General features: G+C 64.1%; 15 protein-coding genes. 9 read left to right on the top strand and 6 right to left on the bottom strand.

Features of this window, described 5'->3' with window-relative positions:
- The first annotated feature begins 5 nt into the window (after positions 1 to 5).
- A complete protein-coding gene (locus tag GJ654_RS04150) occupies positions 6 to 1,544 on the top strand; it encodes a YifB family Mg chelatase-like AAA ATPase (RefSeq protein WP_155444830.1) in 1,539 nt (512 codons plus the stop codon).
- Between the two features lie 41 nt (positions 1,545 to 1,585).
- Here the strand turns inward: GJ654_RS04150 and GJ654_RS04145 are convergent, their stop codons facing one another.
- The 3 genes from GJ654_RS04145 to GJ654_RS04135 form a co-directional block, all read right to left on the bottom strand.
- Entirely contained in the window at positions 1,586 to 2,668 is a 1,083-nt protein-coding gene (locus GJ654_RS04145; RefSeq protein WP_155444829.1) for an alkene reductase, read from the bottom strand.
- Between the two features lie 97 nt (positions 2,669 to 2,765).
- Positions 2,766 to 3,008, bottom strand: a complete 243-nt coding sequence (locus GJ654_RS04140) for a DUF2312 domain-containing protein (protein WP_155444828.1) — start codon at positions 3,006 to 3,008, stop codon at positions 2,766 to 2,768.
- Positions 3,009 to 3,239: 231 nt separating this feature from the next.
- Positions 3,240 to 4,043 (bottom strand): N-formylglutamate amidohydrolase, encoded by an 804-nt coding sequence (locus tag GJ654_RS04135; protein WP_264586109.1) that lies wholly within the window; start codon positions 4,041 to 4,043, stop codon positions 3,240 to 3,242.
- A gap of 122 nt (positions 4,044 to 4,165) precedes the next feature.
- Between GJ654_RS04135 and GJ654_RS04130 the strand changes: the two genes are divergently transcribed.
- The 5 genes from GJ654_RS04130 (at position 4,166) to GJ654_RS04110 (ending at position 8,161) form a co-directional block, all read left to right on the top strand.
- Positions 4,166 to 4,597 carry a DUF1036 domain-containing protein gene (locus GJ654_RS04130; RefSeq protein WP_196305429.1) on the top strand — a complete coding sequence of 144 codons (432 nt, stop codon included), beginning with the start codon at positions 4,166 to 4,168 and terminating at the stop codon, positions 4,595 to 4,597.
- A 10-nt stretch (positions 4,598 to 4,607) separates the two neighbouring features.
- On the top strand, positions 4,608 to 6,044 hold the full coding sequence (gene pyk / locus GJ654_RS04125) for a pyruvate kinase (protein WP_155444826.1): 1,437 nt from the start codon (positions 4,608 to 4,610) through the stop codon (positions 6,042 to 6,044).
- A gap of 174 nt (positions 6,045 to 6,218) precedes the next feature.
- Complete coding sequence (locus tag GJ654_RS21095) at positions 6,219 to 6,434, top strand: hypothetical protein (RefSeq protein WP_246664575.1); 216 nt, start codon at positions 6,219 to 6,221, stop codon at positions 6,432 to 6,434.
- A gap of 108 nt (positions 6,435 to 6,542) precedes the next feature.
- Entirely contained in the window at positions 6,543 to 7,469 is a 927-nt protein-coding gene (locus GJ654_RS04115; RefSeq protein WP_155444825.1) for a polyprenyl synthetase family protein, read from the top strand.
- Positions 7,466 to 8,161 carry a DUF1345 domain-containing protein gene (locus tag GJ654_RS04110; RefSeq protein ID WP_264586108.1) on the top strand — a complete coding sequence of 232 codons (696 nt, stop codon included), beginning with the start codon at positions 7,466 to 7,468 and terminating at the stop codon, positions 8,159 to 8,161. Before GJ654_RS04115 ends, GJ654_RS04110 begins: the two co-directional genes overlap by 4 nt.
- Positions 8,162 to 8,168: 7 nt before the next feature.
- Here GJ654_RS04110 and GJ654_RS04105 read toward each other — a convergent pair whose 3' ends face one another.
- Together GJ654_RS04105 and GJ654_RS04100 are read right to left on the bottom strand one after the other, a co-directional pair.
- A complete protein-coding gene (locus GJ654_RS04105; RefSeq protein ID WP_155444823.1) occupies positions 8,169 to 9,701 on the bottom strand; it encodes a hypothetical protein in 1,533 nt (510 codons plus the stop codon).
- Positions 9,702 to 9,763: 62 nt separating this feature from the next.
- On the bottom strand, positions 9,764 to 10,996 hold the full coding sequence (locus tag GJ654_RS04100) for an MFS transporter (protein ID WP_210350799.1): 1,233 nt from the start codon (positions 10,994 to 10,996) through the stop codon (positions 9,764 to 9,766).
- Positions 10,997 to 11,312: 316 nt separating this feature from the next.
- On the opposite strand from GJ654_RS04100, the gene GJ654_RS04095 reads away from it, so the two are divergent.
- The 3 genes from GJ654_RS04095 (at position 11,313) to GJ654_RS04085 (ending at position 13,283) form a co-directional block, all read left to right on the top strand.
- Positions 11,313 to 12,068: a LuxR family transcriptional regulator gene (locus tag GJ654_RS04095; RefSeq protein ID WP_155444822.1), complete on the top strand. Its 756-nt coding sequence runs from the start codon at positions 11,313 to 11,315 to the stop codon at positions 12,066 to 12,068.
- 286 nt (positions 12,069 to 12,354) lie between these two features.
- A complete protein-coding gene (locus GJ654_RS04090) occupies positions 12,355 to 12,990 on the top strand; it encodes an acyl-homoserine-lactone synthase (protein ID WP_155444821.1) in 636 nt (211 codons plus the stop codon).
- 77 nt (positions 12,991 to 13,067) lie between these two features.
- Positions 13,068 to 13,283: a hypothetical protein gene (locus GJ654_RS04085; protein ID WP_155444820.1), complete on the top strand. Its 216-nt coding sequence runs from the start codon at positions 13,068 to 13,070 to the stop codon at positions 13,281 to 13,283.
- A 69-nt stretch (positions 13,284 to 13,352) separates the two neighbouring features.
- Here GJ654_RS04085 and ispG read toward each other — a convergent pair whose 3' ends face one another.
- Positions 13,353 to 14,651, bottom strand: a complete 1,299-nt coding sequence (ispG, locus tag GJ654_RS04080) for a flavodoxin-dependent (E)-4-hydroxy-3-methylbut-2-enyl-diphosphate synthase (RefSeq protein ID WP_155444819.1) — start codon at positions 14,649 to 14,651, stop codon at positions 13,353 to 13,355.
- Between the last annotated feature and the right edge of the window lie 170 nt (positions 14,652 to 14,821).

Genomic DNA, 14,821 nt, shown 5'->3' with positions numbered 1-14,821 from the left:
GTGCCATGGTCGTTCGCGTCGCAACGGTCGCATTCGAGGGGATTGAAGCGCGACCGGTTGATGTCCAGGTCATGATTTCGAACGGAACCGTGGTCTTCAACGTCGTCGGCCTCGGCGACAAGGCCGTGGCTGAATCGCGGGAGCGCGTCCGCTCCGCCCTCGTCGCCTCCGGCCTGTCGCTTCCGGCCAAGCGAATCACCGTCAATCTGGCTCCCGCCGATCTGCCGAAGGAGGGCAGTCATTATGACCTGCCCATCGCCCTGGGGGTGATGGCGGCGATGGGCGCATTGCCCTCCGATGCGCTCGACGGCTTCATGGTGCTCGGAGAATTGGCGCTCGACGGAGCCATCTCGGCCGTTTCAGGCGTTCTGCCGGCGGCCGTCTCCGCCAGCGCGAGGGGATTGGGCCTGATTTGTCCCTCGGAGTGCGGACCTGAGGCGGCGTGGGCTTCCGAAGACATTTCGATTCTCGCGCCGCGCAACCTCATACAGATCGCTAACCACTTTCATGGAACCCAAGTGTTGTCGCGGCCCGTTCCGGCCGTGAAATCCTTGACCGGCCCGCAACCCGACCTTCGCGACATCAAGGGGCAGGAAAGCGCGAAAAGGGCGCTGGAGATCGCCGCCGCGGGCGGACACAACCTGCTGTTCAATGGGCCGCCCGGCGCCGGCAAGAGCATGCTGGCGGCGCGACTTCCATCCATACTGCCGCCGCTGACGCCCAGCGAACTTTTGGAAGTCTCGATGATTCACTCGGTCGCCGGCAATCTCGCGGGCGGACAGCTCACGGATCGTCGGCCGTTTCGCGCGCCTCACCATTCGGCGTCGATGGCCGCTCTTGTCGGCGGCGGTCCGCACGCCAGACCCGGCGAAGCGTCGCTGGCGCATAACGGCGTGCTTTTCCTCGACGAGCTTCCCGAATTTCAGGGACAGGCGCTCGACGCCTTGCGACAACCTCTGGAGAGCGGCGAGATCGCGATCTCGCGGGCCGCTCGCCGCTGCGTGTACCCCGCGCGGTTCCAGTTGATTGCCGCCATGAACCCTTGCCGTTGCGGGCTCGCCAACGAACCTGGTCACCGCTGCCAGAAGGGTTCGCCGCAACGGTGTTCGCAGCTTTATCAGGCCCGGCTCTCCGGGCCATTCCTCGATCGCATCGATCTGCATCTGGAGGTTCCGGCGATCAGCGCTTCGGACTTGATCTTGCCTGCAGCAAGTGAGGGGTCAGACGAAATCGCCGCGCGCGTGGCGGCGGCGAGGGAACTCCAACGCGCTCGATACAAGAGGCTCGGTTTTGAGAACGTGACCTGCAATGCCATGGCCACTGCGGCGATCCTGGAACAAACTGTCAGGCTGGATGACGCCGGGAGCAAGCTTATCCGCGACGCCGCCGACAGGTTGCGGCTTTCCGCGCGTGGGTTCCATCGTGTTCTGAAGCTGGCGAGAACGATTGCGGATTTGCAAGGGTCGGCTGAAGTCTTGCGTCCTCACCTCGGCGAAGCCTTGTCCTATCGACTGTTTGTCGACAGACCCTCAGCCGCTGCCTAGCCGCGCGAACTCGTGAGAGTTCGTGCGGCGAAAACAAGAGATCACTGCCCCAAACGGGGATAGTCGGTGTAGCCGTGGGCGTCGCCGCCATAGAGGGTGGACTTGTCGAGTTCGGCCAGCGCCGCGCCCGTTCGCAGCCGGTCGACGAGATCGGGGTTGGAGATGAAGGGACGGCCGAAGGCGACGAGATCGGCCGCGCCGGTCTCGACGGCGTTGAGGGCCATGTCGCGGTCATAGCCGTTGTTGGCGATATAGGCGCCGCCAAAACTTTTCCGCAGCGCGGCGTAGTCGAAGGGCGCGTAGTCGCGCGGGCCGCCGGTCGCTCCCTCGACGATATGGACGTAGGCGAGCTTGCGCTTGCCAACCTGTTCGACGAGATAGCCGAACAGGGCTTGCGGATTGCTGTCGGCGACATCGTTGGCCGGGCTGACCGGCGAGAAGCGGATGCCGATTTTTTCGGGCGGCAGCGCCGCGAGCATGGCGTCGATGACCTCCAACGTCAGCCGGGCGCGGTTCTCGATGGAGCCGCCGTAGGCGTCGGTGCGCTTGTTGCTGGAATCGCGCTGGAACTGGTCGAGCAGATAGCCGTTCGCGGCGTGGATTTCGACGCCGTCGAATCCGGCGCGCGTCGCGTTCTTGGCCGCCTTGACGTAATCGTTGACGACGCCCTGCAATTCCTCTGTCGCCAAAGCGCGGGGCTCGGAAACGTCTACAAACCCGCTGCCCAAAAAAGTCTTGGTGTTGGCGCGGAGCGTCGAGGGCGCGACCGGCGCGCCGCCATCCGGCTGAAGCGAGACGTGCGAGACGCGGCCGACATGCCAGAGCTGCACGAAAATCGCGCCGCCGGCCTGATGCACCGCGTCGGTCACCAACCGCCAGCCCGCCACTTGCTCGTCGGTGGCGATCCAGGGCGTGTTGATATAGCCCTGACCTTGCTGGGAAATCGGCGAGGCCTCGGTGATCAGCAGGCCCGCGCCGGCCCTCTGGCGGTATTGCTCGGCGATCAGGGCGTTGGCGGCATTGCCCGGCGTCGCCCGGTTGCGGGTCAGCGGCGCCATCACAACGCGATTCTTCAGCGTCAGCGCGCCGAGTTGAAAGGGCTGAAACAATTTGGCGTCAGTCATGGCCATTCCCATATCGAACGAGAAACTTGGCCATGACCTATGCGCGGCTGAGCCCTTCGGCAAGGCGCGAGCCGCAAATCGCGCATTGCGAAATAAATTACTCCGCGCCGAGGGCCGACAGGTAGAGATCCAGAATCTCCTCTTCCTCTCGGCGCTTGTTTTCGTCCTGGCGGCGGATGGAGACGATCTTGCGCATGATCTTGACGTCGTAGCCATTGCCCTTGGCCTCGGCGTAAACATCCTTGATATCGTCGGCGATCGCCTTCTTTTCCTCTTCGAGGCGTTCGATGCGTTCGATAAAGGCTTTGAGATGGCCGCCGTCGAGCGAGGCTGCGCTCATAATGATCGATCCTGGGTCTGGTTGAATTCGGGGTTTTGATGAACCAGAGCGGCGCCGGCGTCAAGGACGCCACGCTTCCGCGGGTTCGCTGTGAGGGTCTGAAAAAAACCCGCGCCACCGGGGGGAGGTGGCGCGGGCGAGCCGGGCGATTGCTGTGACCAAATCGCGTAATTAATCTATAAAAATACTGGACTAAAAGCAACCAATCCAGGGTTGTATCGTCATTCCCTTTTATTCGCGGCCATCGGCGCGAGAGCCAAAGAATTCGAGCCGCTCGGTCTCAGGGCGCGCCAACACGCCAGGCAGCGCCCGCGCGAGGCGCTGCGCCCAGATCTCGCAATCCTCGGGCGTTCCTAATTCGTCCTGGCGGATTTCGATCAGCGCGCCGGGGACGCCGCGCGCGGTCGACAGTTCGTACATGGAATCGTTCTTCAGCGCGCCGTCATAGGGTTCGTTGTCGCCAACCAGAAGACCTTCGCCGCGCAAAGCTTCGATCAGCGGCGCGGCGAGGCGCGGGTCGCGGTCCCACAGCACGCCGCAGGGCCAGGGCCGCGCGCACCCCTTGAAACTGGGAGTGAAACTGTGAACGCCCAGCAGGATGGGGACCTGATTCGCCGCCAGCGCCGCGTCGACCAAGGCGCCGCAGGCGCTTCGATAAGGCCGCCAGAATTTTTCGACCCGCGACGCGATTTCGTCGGCGCCCGCCCTTGCATTGCCGGGAATTACGGCCCCATCCGACATGCGCATGACCAGGGTGGGGTCGTCCTCGCCGCGATTGGGATCAATCAGCAGGCGGGAAAAACCGGCCAGCACGGCGCCGGCGCCGGTGAGCGCCGCCAGGCGCCGCGTCACCTCCGCCGCGCCGATGTCATAGGCGATGTGCCGCTCCAGCTGGTCGCGGGTCAGGCCGAGATCGCCGTAAGCGTGGGGCAAGGCGTTGCTGGCGTGGTCGCAGAACAGGATCAGACGCTGGTCCGGCGCGCCGGCGACCTGCTGGAAAACGTCGACTTCGGAAGGAGAAGGGAGGTCGTGCACCGGAGCCCTTATGGCGAAGGTTGCGGTTCGACGGTCGACGCCCTCCGCGCTAAAGGTTAAAAGAAAAATTGCGTCGTCATAGTCAAGAGCTACAAATGTCGCGACGCCAGAGAACGAGCCGCATGATCATCACAGCCCGCCGCCTGACCGCGGCCTGCGCCGCCCTTGTGTCCGCCTGCCTGCTCTCCGGCGCCGCCCGCGCCGATTTCCGGATGTGCAACAACACCGGCGCAAAGGTCAGCGTGGCGCTGGCCTACACCAACGGGACGGGCTGGGTGTCCGAGGGCTGGTGGAACATCAAGCCCAGCGCCTGCGAGACGCTGCTGCGCGGGCCGCTGGCGGCGGAATTCTACTATGTCTACGCCATCGACGAGCATGGCGGCGAATGGAAGGGCAAGGCCTTCATGTGCACCCGTGACCGCGAATTCCGAATCGACGGCCGCGAGGACTGTTTTGTGCGCGGCTTCGATCGGTCCGGCTTCTTCGAGGTCGACACCGGCAAGGACGCGAAGAACTGGACGGTCCAGCTGACCGATTCCAGCCAGACACGCTGAGGAGAAATTGATGAAGCGCACCCGCCGCTGCAAGATCGTCGCCACGCTCGGACCGGCCTCCAACGACGAGGCCATGATTGAAAACCTGTGGCGGGCCGGCGCCGACCTGTTCCGAATCAACATGAGCCACACCAATCCGGAGGGCATGCGCGAGCGCGTGGCGATGATTCGCGCCGTCGAGGAAAAGGTGGGGCGTCCCATCGGCATTCTGGTCGATCTCCAGGGACCGAAATTGCGGGTCGGCGCCTTCGCCGAGGGCGGCGCCGATCTAGTGAAGGGACAGAATTTCGTGCTCGATTCCGACGAGGCCCACGGCGACGCCACCCGCGTGCGCCTGCCGCATCCGGAAATTCTGGAATGTCTGCAACCCGGCCACAAGATGCTGATCGACGACGGCCGCCTCAGGCTGGCGGTGGTCGAGACGGAGCCGGACCGCGCCGTGACCAAGGTCGAGGTCGGCGGCCGCATCTCCAACCGCAAGGGCGTGAGCCTGCCGGACACGGAAATTCCCGACGCCGCCATGACCGAGAAGGATCAGGTCGACCTTGAAGCCGCCGTCGAGGCGGGGGTGGACTGGATCGCGCTCTCCTTCGTCCAGCGCGCCGAGGATGTGAAGGCGGTCAAGGCCATCGCCGGCGACAAGGCGCTGGTTCTGGCCAAGATCGAGAAGCCTCAGGCCATCGCGCGGCTGGATGAGATCATGCTCGCCGCCGACGGGCTGATGGTGGCGCGCGGCGATCTCGGCGTGGAAGTGCCGCCCGAAAAAGTGCCGGGCCTGCAAAAACGCATCACCCGCGAGGCCCGCAAGCTCGGGCGCCCGGTGATCGTGGCGACGCAGATGCTGGAATCGATGATCACCTCGCCGACGCCGACCCGCGCGGAAGTGTCCGATGTCGCCACCGCCGTATTCGAGGGCGCCGACGCCATCATGCTCTCGGCGGAATCGGCTTCGGGCCAGTATCCCATCGACGCTGTCGCGATGATGAACCGCATCGCCGAGAGCGTGGAAATGGAGCCGGTCTATCGCAGCATCATCAACGCCCAGCGCGCCGCCCCGGAAAAGACCGGCGCCGACGCGGTGGCGAGCGCAGCGCGCGACATGGCGGAGAATCTGGAAATGACGGCGATTGTCGCCTGGACGGCCTCGGGAGCGACGGCGCTGCGCGTCGCCCGCGAACGACCGCGCGCGCCCATCCTGACGCTGACGCCCAATCGCGACACGGCGCGGCGCCTGACCCTGGTCTGGGGCACCGAATCGGCGGTCACGCGGGACGCCCACGACGTCGACGACATGGCCAATCGCGCCTGCAAATTCGCGGTGCGCCGGCATTTCGCCGAGCCTGGCGACCGCATCGTGATCATCGCGGGCGTGCCCTTCGGCACGCCGGGCGCGACCAATATGGTGCGCATCGCCTTCATCGGCGAAGACGGGCTTCGGGCGCAATAGGCGACCGTTTGCGTCGTTCGCGCGTTGTGCTGGCCAAGGGAGCATCCCATGGCCAGACATTCGAAGCGGCAAAAGGAGACGGTCGGGCGCGTCATGCACGAGTTCAAGCACGGCGAACTCGCAACCTCGACCGGCTAGAAGGTCAGGAATCCGAAACAGGCCATCGCCATCGGGTTGCACGAGGCTGGCGCCTCGAACCAGGAATCGCCTGGGAAGAACAGGGAGAACCTGCGAAAGACCAAGGCGAAGGAGGCGCGGGGCGAAACCGCCCAGGCGCGCGCGGAGGAGGACGGAAGCAAGGCGGAGCTTTATGCCGAGGCCAGGCGGCTCGACATTCCCGGGCGCTCCCACATGACCAAGGCTGAACTCACGCGCGCTGTCCGGCGCTGAGCCGCAAGATTTCGAAAGCTCCGCCCAAGACGGCCGTTCCGCGCTTGACCCGACCAAAACCTTGGGGCAAGCCAAGGCTGTGGTTTGAAACAAAGTTTGGGAAGCATCATGTCGGGAGAGGTTTTGCGCGACGCGTTTTCGGCGCGGCTGGTTGCGGTGGCGGACGCCACGGAACAGATGCTCGACCGCCTGCTGTCGCCCCATCTGTTGCCGGGTGAAAAAGATCGCCCGTCCCGGCTGCTCGAAGCCATCCGCTACGGCTCGCTCGGCGGCGGCAAGCGCCTGCGGCCGTTCCTTCTGGTCGAAACCGCGCGCATGCTCGGCGCCGAGGGTGACGGCGTTTTGCGCGCCGCCTGCGCGCTTGAGATGATTCATTGCTATTCGCTGGTCCACGATGACCTTCCGGCAATGGACAATGACGATTTGCGGCGCGGACGCCCCACCTGCCACAAGGCCTTTGACGAGGCCTGCGCCATTCTCGCCGGCGACGCCCTGCTCACCTACGCCTTCGACGTGATCGCCGATACGCCGACTCATCCCGATCCGGCGGTGCGCGCGGATTTGACCGTCATGCTGGCGCGCGCCTCGGGCCTGGGCGGCATGGTTGGGGGACAGGCGCTCGATCTCGAGGCGGAGTCGCGCAAAGAGTCGCACAGCCGCGAATTCGTCATGCTGATGCAATCGATGAAGACCGGGGCGCTTCTGCTCAACGCGGTCGAGGCGGGCGCGCGCATGGGCGGCGCCGATTCGGCGCAGCGGGAGGCCCTGAGCCGTTACGGCGCGGCCCTGGGCGCGGCCTTCCAGGTCGCCGACGACATTTTGGACGCCGAAGGCGACACGGCGGCGCTGGGCAAGCGCGCCGGCAAGGACGCCGACCGCAACAAGGCGACGCTGGTCGCCGTGCTCGGGATCGACGAGGCGCGCAAGCGCCGCGACGCTCTTTCGCGCGAGGCGATTGAAGCGCTGGGCTGTTTCGGCGACAAGGCGGCGATCCTGGCCGAGGCCGCGCGCTTCACCGCTATGCGGAAATCGTGACGGCGGCGCCCGCCCGCCGTTTTCCCAAAATTCTGCGCGTGGCGAGAGCGCGCCCGCGCCTGCTGTTTTCCGTGGCGCTCGGCGTGGCTGTCGGCGTGCTGCTCCCCGGCCACTGGTGGGCGGCGACGCGAGGCCTGATCGGCTGGAACGTCGGCTGTTGGACCTATCTCATCGCCGCGGCGGTGATGATCGTCCGCTCGGAGCACAAGGACATCCACCGTCGCGCCGCGTTGCAGGACGATGGCCGCAATGTCGTGCTGATTCTCACGGCGCTCGCCGCCGCCTGTTCCTACGGCGCCATCTTCGCCCATCTTCTTGCGATCAAGGGCGCTCCGATCGACGCCAAGACCCTTCACATCGCTCTGGCCATATCGACAATCGTCGGCTCTTGGCTGCTGGTGCATCTCGCCTTCGCGCTGCATTACGCCCATGAATTCTATCGCACGGCGCGGGAGGAAGGGCCGGGCAAATGGAGCGGCGGCATCCAATTTCCGGGCGAAGACCGGCCGGACTATCCCGACTTTCTGTATTTTTCCTATGTGATTGGCGTCGCTTGCGCCACCGCCGACGTCAACATCACGGGACGCCCGTTGCGCCGCCTGGCGACGGCGCATTGCATTCTGGCCTTCTTCTACAACAACGCCGTGCTGGCGATGACGATCAACATCGGCGCGGGTTTCGTGGGTGGCTAAAGAGCGCTCAAGACTTCGAGCCTTGCGCCAGAAGGTCGTCCCGCAGCCAAATTTCCACATCTTCGACATCGGTTGCGTGGCTGTAGCCGTCCAGCGCGCGGGCGAGTTCGCTGGTGGCGAGTTCGCGCCGGCGCACGTTGGCGTCTTCCACCAGGATCACGTCCGGCTTGCCTTGCGAAAGATCCTCGGCGAGCCAGGCGCGCTGGCTGTGGATAACATCCTCGATCCGGCGCCTGTGTTCCGGCGTGGTGGAGGCAAGCGTGAGCAGATAGAGGCCGACATCGGTTCCCCAGATGGCGCTGGCGCGCCCGACCCAGCGGCCGTTGACCTGACGGACCATCGGAAAGGCGATGGAGAAGGATTCGACGATGCCGCCGATCGAAGGATGTGCGGGCGCGAGGCGCTCGACGGCTTCTCGCACGCCGGCATGTGGCGTCATCCGCAACAGGTTGAGGTGGATCAGGCCGAACATGGGCGCGAGCGCGATGACCGGTGTCGCGAGGCGACGCAGGAAGAGGGCGGCGGCGTCGGGATTTTGCACCCGGCGCCGGGCGTATTCGACGCCGAAGGCGACAACGACGAGGTGGATGGCGGGCAGGGCGTGATTGTATGACATCTTGCCCTGGATGATGAAGGTGGCGAGGAAGCCAGCGGCGCTTGCCGTGAGCATGAGGACGCGCGGATCGCGGTTGCGCCGGATGAAGTGGGCGAGCAGGCCGAGCGTGACCAGCAGATAGGGGACCATCGGGCGCGTCAGGATCTCCAGGAGCGGATAGCGCCCCGCGAGATAGACGGCGGTGAGTTGCGGCATTTCAAGGGTGAAATAGGCTGGCGTCAGCTTGTAGGTCGCCGCGTAACCGACGGCTGTCGCCAGGGCCGCGCCAAAAATTTCCGGCCCCAGGGCGGGGCGCGCCGAGCGGCGGACAATCATGGCCGCGACGACGGGCAACGCCAGCGGCAAAGCGTAAAAGGGCTTGATGCACACTGCTGCGGCGGCGAGGAGGCCCGCGACAACGGCGACGCCCGTTCCGATGGCGGCGCCGGAGGCCCGGGCGGCGCACAAGGCAAGAAACGGCAGCATGAGCAGCACGGTGAAATGTTCGCGCTGTCCGAAATTGGCGCCCCAGACGATCAGGCTGGCGAACAGCGCAAAATTTCGGATGGCGGCCACGTCGACGTCGGCGTCGAGACGGGCGGCGCGGAGGATGCGCAGCGCGAAGGCCCCGGTGGCGAAAGTCAGAGCCAGGATTTCGACGAAGACAAAACTTTCCGCGCGTAGGCCGGTCCACTTCTGCAAAATGACCGCGGGCATGTAGACAAGCCAGGTCGCGGGCAGGTTCGGATCGGTGATGTCGACGTAAGGCGTCGCGCCTTCATAGACACGTTCGGCGAACAGGATCAGCCAGGAATTGTCGCAGATCTGTTCGCCCATGCCCTGGATGACCGCGGCGAGCGCCACGATCGCCAGCGAGACCAGCGCGCCGGCGCGCGTTCGCACAGGCGCGGCTGACGAAACAGTGGCGGCGGCGATCGAGGCCATGAGCGTTCATCCCGGTTATTGGGCGGAGCGCGGGATTGTCGGCGATTATGCTTAAGAAAGGCTCAAATTGAAGACGTTGGGTCACGTGAAAAGCGCAAAGCCAGGGGGCCCAGCGCGACCACGGCGCCCAAGGAGGCGAAGGCCAGTCCCCAGGCGAAGCCGCTGCTGGCGCCGCCCGCCGCGTCGAGGATGCCGCCGAACGCGATGGGACCACAAAAACCGGCGCTGAAGCCCAGCAGCGAATGCACCGCCATTGTCGCGCCGCGCCGCTGCGGGTGGGCGGCGAGCACCGCGCCGGTGGTCAGGGCGGCCGAATCCAGTTGAATGAAGAAATTGTAGGCCAGCATCAGCGCGGCGACGGCGGGATAGGGCAGGCCGGCGCAGAAACCGATCACCGCCGCGAGCGCGCCGGACGCCAGCATGGCGAAGGCGCAGAGCCGGCGGCGCTCGAAACGCACCGCCAGATCGGCGCCCCAGACGCTCGAGGCCATGGCGATCAGCGTGCCGAGCGTCGCGACGGTGGTCGGCGCGGGGCCGGCGGCCTCGGGATGTTGCAGCAGGACGAAGCCGAGAAAGGCCACCATCCACGAGCGCGCGCCGAACAATTCCCAGACATGCGCCGCATAGCCGAGCACATAGCCCATGGCCGCCCGGTTGCCGAGCACGGCGGAGATGTCGAATGTTTCGGCTCTGGCCTGTGGCGCCTTGCGGACCGCCGGCAGGAGCAAGGCGACGAGGGCGACGGCGGCGCCGGCCGCGAGGGCGGCCGCGAAAAAAGCCGCGCGCCAGCCAAAAACCTCGGCCATGGCGCCCGTCGCCAGAAAGGAGCCGGATGTGCCCAGCGAAAAACTTGCGGTGTAGTAGCTGATCCAGCGCGGTTGCCGCGCCGGCGAGATCCGATCCACCAGCGCCTTGAGTCCGGGCATGTATGTGCCCGCCAGGCCGACGCCACTGAGCAGCCGCCATAACAAGGCGCTCCAGAACCCTTCGGCCGTGAGCGCGAAGCCGAGCATCGACACGGCGGCGCAGGTCGCGCCGAACAGATAGACGCGCTTGGCGTCGATCCGGTCGGTCAGACTTGTGAGCACAGTCACGGCCAGCGCATAGCCGGCGAAGATGGCGCCGGAAATCCAGCCGGCTTGCGTATTGGTCAACCGCCACTCGGCGGTAAAATCCGTCAGCAGGGCGGGAAAGGCGAACACGCCGACCATGGTCAAGACCTCCGCCGCGCACAGGCAGAGCACGACCTTGGAGTCGGCGGAACGATCGGAGTTGTCGAGGACGCTGAAACCCATTGACCCCACGGAATTCTTTCATGAGAAAAGAACGATAGGATGCCACTGGAATCGTTGCAAAGATGGGAACGATCGCCGCCGCAGTTTGAAAAAGTGGTCCCGACAGGCGCCAACGACAACGCAGGCATGCATCAAGTATTTTGATTTGAATGCTTGCCTGTGCAATATTCATGAATTCGTTGGGGGTTGTAAAAGAGTTGCGCATTCTTGCTTGAATGCAGGCCGTGGCGTCAGCGCGGCGCGAGCTGCCCCGAAGTTGCGAGCAAAGCTTTTGATATCGTTTTATTTGGAGGCGAGAGCGTGACGGGAGAGCGGCGTGTCGGAGGAGAGTGTCTTTGATGTCCTGGGCGGACTGGAGCTGGCGCATAGGTTGCCGAACTCGATAGAGGGCATCGCAGCCAGCCTAACGTCGCATGGAATCAAGCACGTCGCTTATCTGGTCCTCAATCTTCCCACCGCCCTCACCAACGACCGTCCTCTGATGGCCATGACCTATCTGGACGATTGGAAGAAACGTTACGCGCAAAAGAACTATGCGGATGTCGATCCGATCCTCAGGGCTGGCCTTTCCGGCATTCTGCCGATCGACTGGGATGATATCGATCGCTCCAATCCGGTGGTGAGGCAGTTTTTCGGCGAAGCGCAGGAATTGGATGTGGGAGCGCGAGGGCTGTCGATTCCCATACGTGGCCGCAATTCAGAGTTTGCCTTGTTCACGGTGACTTCGGACATGAGTGAGCACGACTGGAAGGCGGAGAAGCGCGCGATGATGCGCGAACTCATGCTGCTGTCGTGGCAGTTTCACTCTTCTGTCATCGACGATGTCCTGACTCCGGAACATAACATCTCCTTGAGCCACAGGGAGGCGTCCTGCCTGAGGTTCAAGGCCCTCGGAAAATCGGACCAGGACGTCGCCGACATCTTGGGCATTTCGAAAAGCACGGTCCGGTTTCACATAGAATCGGCGCGTGGTCGTCTGGGCGCCGCCAATGTCATCCAGGCGGTGGCCAAGGCCCTGACGCTCGGCCTGATCAATCTGGCCGTTGAGCCTCCGAGCCTGATCAAGCGCTAGATTCTTGTTTTGACGCATTTTCCTCACGCGAACCGGCATCCACTTCGCTCGAAAATGCGCTAAGCGCCATTTCTGAAAAAACCCGCCAACACTTCGTTCGGAACCGTTCCAGGCTTCCGCGCGGACCGAGCTTGCGCGCAAGCTCGAGCGTCGTCGCACGGCGCGTTTCGTCGCGGCGATCGCGACGCGCAACCGCGCGGTGGAGCGACCTGATATTTATAACAGGTGCAAATATTTTCGTCGCCTGCTTAAATATGGCAACGTAATCTTGAACGTGGAGGTCGCCATGATTGTGTTGATTAGCGGAGAAAACAAATCAAAGCATCCAAATCTCATCGATCAAATGCACAAGTTGCGGAAAGAGATATTTCATGACCAGCTTGGATGGAAGGTAAACGTCTCCGGAGACTGGGAGATCGATCATTATGATGCTTTGCATCCGCTTTACGTGTTGTCGGTGGATGAAGAAAACAACATCCGCGGCGCCCTGCGTCTCCTGCCGACGACGGGATTGAACATGCTCAACGACACGTTCCCCGAACTGCTCCCCGACGGCAAACGCATTGAGAGCCCCCTGATCTGGGAATCGAGCCGCTTCACCATTCCGACGACAGGCGACCGTCGACGGGATTTCGCGCGCATGGGCCAAGCGACCGCGGAACTCGGCCTGGCGATGAACGAGATCGGCAGGGAGGTGGGTCTGACGCATATCGTGACCGTTTACGACGCGGTCATGCATCGGATGCTGAAGATGGCGAATTGCGCCGGCGAGCCGCTGGGAGAGCCGAAGATTATTGGCGGCGTTCTCACCTACGCCGTCATCTATGAAATCGGCGATGAACTCGAGCAAAGGCTCCGCGTCGTGAGCGGAACCCAGTCGGCCATTTTGCCGGACCATTCGGCCTTGATGCTGGTGGCCTGATCGACAGCGACCGTTGCGCCGCAGCATTCTGCGCGGCGCGGCGAACGCTCACAGCTTGAATGATGCAGGTGCACACTGTGACCAACGACCTCAAGGAAGCGATTGAATGCGCCCAGATCGATCTGCACTTTGCCGCTGCAGAGCTCCGGACGAATGGTTTGGTCGATGAACAGGCGGCCCTCCTGCATATGGAGCAAGCCGCCAATGAGCTGATCTTCGCCGTAAGGTCATGGCGCGAGCGCCAAGCCGGACGGCCCGCGTGGGTGCAAGATGTTCAGAAAGGGTTGGAGTGAAAGGATTTCCGAACGATCCGTTCGGAAATCCTGTTCCGTTCGTCCGGAAAATTCGAGGGCGGCCGCGGTTCACTCCGCCGCCGTGTCCGCCGTCTTGCCGCCGAAACGCTGCGCGACGTAATCCGTCACGATCTTCTCGAACTCCCGCGCAATGCCTTCGCCCCGCAGCGTCTTGACCTTCTTGCCGTCGATGAAGATCGGCGCCGCCGGGCTTTCGCCGGTGCCGGGGAGGGAAATGCCGATGTCGGCGTGCTTGGATTCGCCGGGGCCGTTGACGATGCAGCCCATCACCGCGACGTTCAGCGTCTCCACGCCCGGATAGACTTTGCGCCACTGCGGCATGCGCTCGCGAATCATCGCCTGGATGTCGCGCGCCAGCTCCTGGAACACGGTGCTGGTGGTGCGCCCGCATCCCGGGCAGGCCGCGACCAGCGGGACGAAGGTTCGAAAACCCATGGTCTGCAGGATTTCCTGCGCCACCTGCACCTCCAGCGTGCGGTCGCCTCCGGGCTGCGGGGTGAGTGAGACGCGGATCGTGTCGCCAATCCCTTCCTGCAACAGGATGCCGAGCGCGGCGGAGGAGGCGACGATGCCCTTCGAGCCCATGCCGGCTTCCGTCAGCCCGAGATGCAGCGCGTAGTTCGAGCGCGCCGCCACCATGCGATAAACTGAAACTAGGTCCTGCACGTTCGAGACTTTGGCGGAGAGAATGATGCGGTCGCGCTTCAGGCCGATGTCTTCCGCGCGCGCGGCCGACAGCAGCGCCGAGCGGGTCATGGCCTCGCGCATCACCGCGCGGGCGTCCACCGGCTTCGCCGCCCTGGAATTCTCGTCCATCAGTTCGGTGAGCATCTCCTGATCGAGCGAACCCCAGTTGGCGCCGATGCGCACCGCCTTGTCGTGCTTGATCGCCAGTTCGACGATGGAAGCGAACTGCGTGTCCTTCTTTTCCTTGAAACCGACATTGCCGGGGTTGATTCGGTACTTCGCCAAGGCTTCCGCGCAGGCGGGATATTCGGTGAGCAGCTTGTGGCCGATGTAATGGAAATCGCCGACCAGCGGGACATTGACGCCCAGCTTTTCCAGCTTTTCGCGGATGTGCGGCACCGCGGCCGCCGCCTCCTCGCGGTCCACGGTGATGCGCACCAGTTCGGAGCCGGCCTGGGCCAAGGCCGCGACCTGCTGCACGGTCGAGTCCACGTCCGCCGTGTCGGTGTTGGTCATGCTCTGCACGACGATGGGCGCGCCGGCGCCGACACTGACCGCGCCGGCGCCCTCGCCGACGCGCACGCCCACACTTTTGCGCCGGGGCAGCGGTTCGGCGGCGATTTCGGTTTCGCAAAGCGGCGGGAAGTTTTGGTCGGTCATTGCGGCGACGTCCTGTGGGCGAAAATTGGCCTCTCTATAACAGACGTTGGTCAATCAAGGGAATAGAAGGCGCAAGCGCCTTGAAGGCTCGCGCGGTCGCATGCAAGCCGCGCATCGGCGGCTTAGTCCAAGGGCAGGGGTCCAAATGTGCGGCGCACAATCTATATTGA

Origin of the sequence: Rhodoblastus acidophilus, from assembly GCF_009720655.1 — a bacterium.
Classification (GTDB): Bacteria; Pseudomonadota; Alphaproteobacteria; order Rhizobiales; family Beijerinckiaceae; genus Rhodoblastus; species Rhodoblastus acidophilus_A.
Note: the sequence above shows the minus strand (reverse complement) of the source record. Positions and strands in the feature narration are given on the sequence as shown.

Coding starts and splice junctions, on each gene's coding strand:
- GJ654_RS04150 (WP_155444830.1), top strand. CDS start 6: ATGGTCGTTCGCGTCGCAACGGTCGCATTCGAGGGGATTGAAGCGCGA.
- GJ654_RS04145 (WP_155444829.1), bottom strand. CDS start 2,668: ATGACTGACGCCAAATTGTTTCAGCCCTTTCAACTCGGCGCGCTGACG.
- GJ654_RS04140 (WP_155444828.1), bottom strand. CDS start 3,008: ATGAGCGCAGCCTCGCTCGACGGCGGCCATCTCAAAGCCTTTATCGAA.
- GJ654_RS04130 (WP_196305429.1), top strand. CDS start 4,166: ATGATCATCACAGCCCGCCGCCTGACCGCGGCCTGCGCCGCCCTTGTG.
- pyk (WP_155444826.1), top strand. CDS start 4,608: ATGAAGCGCACCCGCCGCTGCAAGATCGTCGCCACGCTCGGACCGGCC.
- GJ654_RS04115 (WP_155444825.1), top strand. CDS start 6,543: ATGTCGGGAGAGGTTTTGCGCGACGCGTTTTCGGCGCGGCTGGTTGCG.
- GJ654_RS04105 (WP_155444823.1), bottom strand. CDS start 9,701: ATGGCCTCGATCGCCGCCGCCACTGTTTCGTCAGCCGCGCCTGTGCGA.
- GJ654_RS04100 (WP_210350799.1), bottom strand. CDS start 10,996: ATGGGTTTCAGCGTCCTCGACAACTCCGATCGTTCCGCCGACTCCAAG.
- GJ654_RS04090 (WP_155444821.1), top strand. CDS start 12,355: ATGATTGTGTTGATTAGCGGAGAAAACAAATCAAAGCATCCAAATCTC.
- ispG (WP_155444819.1), bottom strand. CDS start 14,651: ATGACCGACCAAAACTTCCCGCCGCTTTGCGAAACCGAAATCGCCGCC.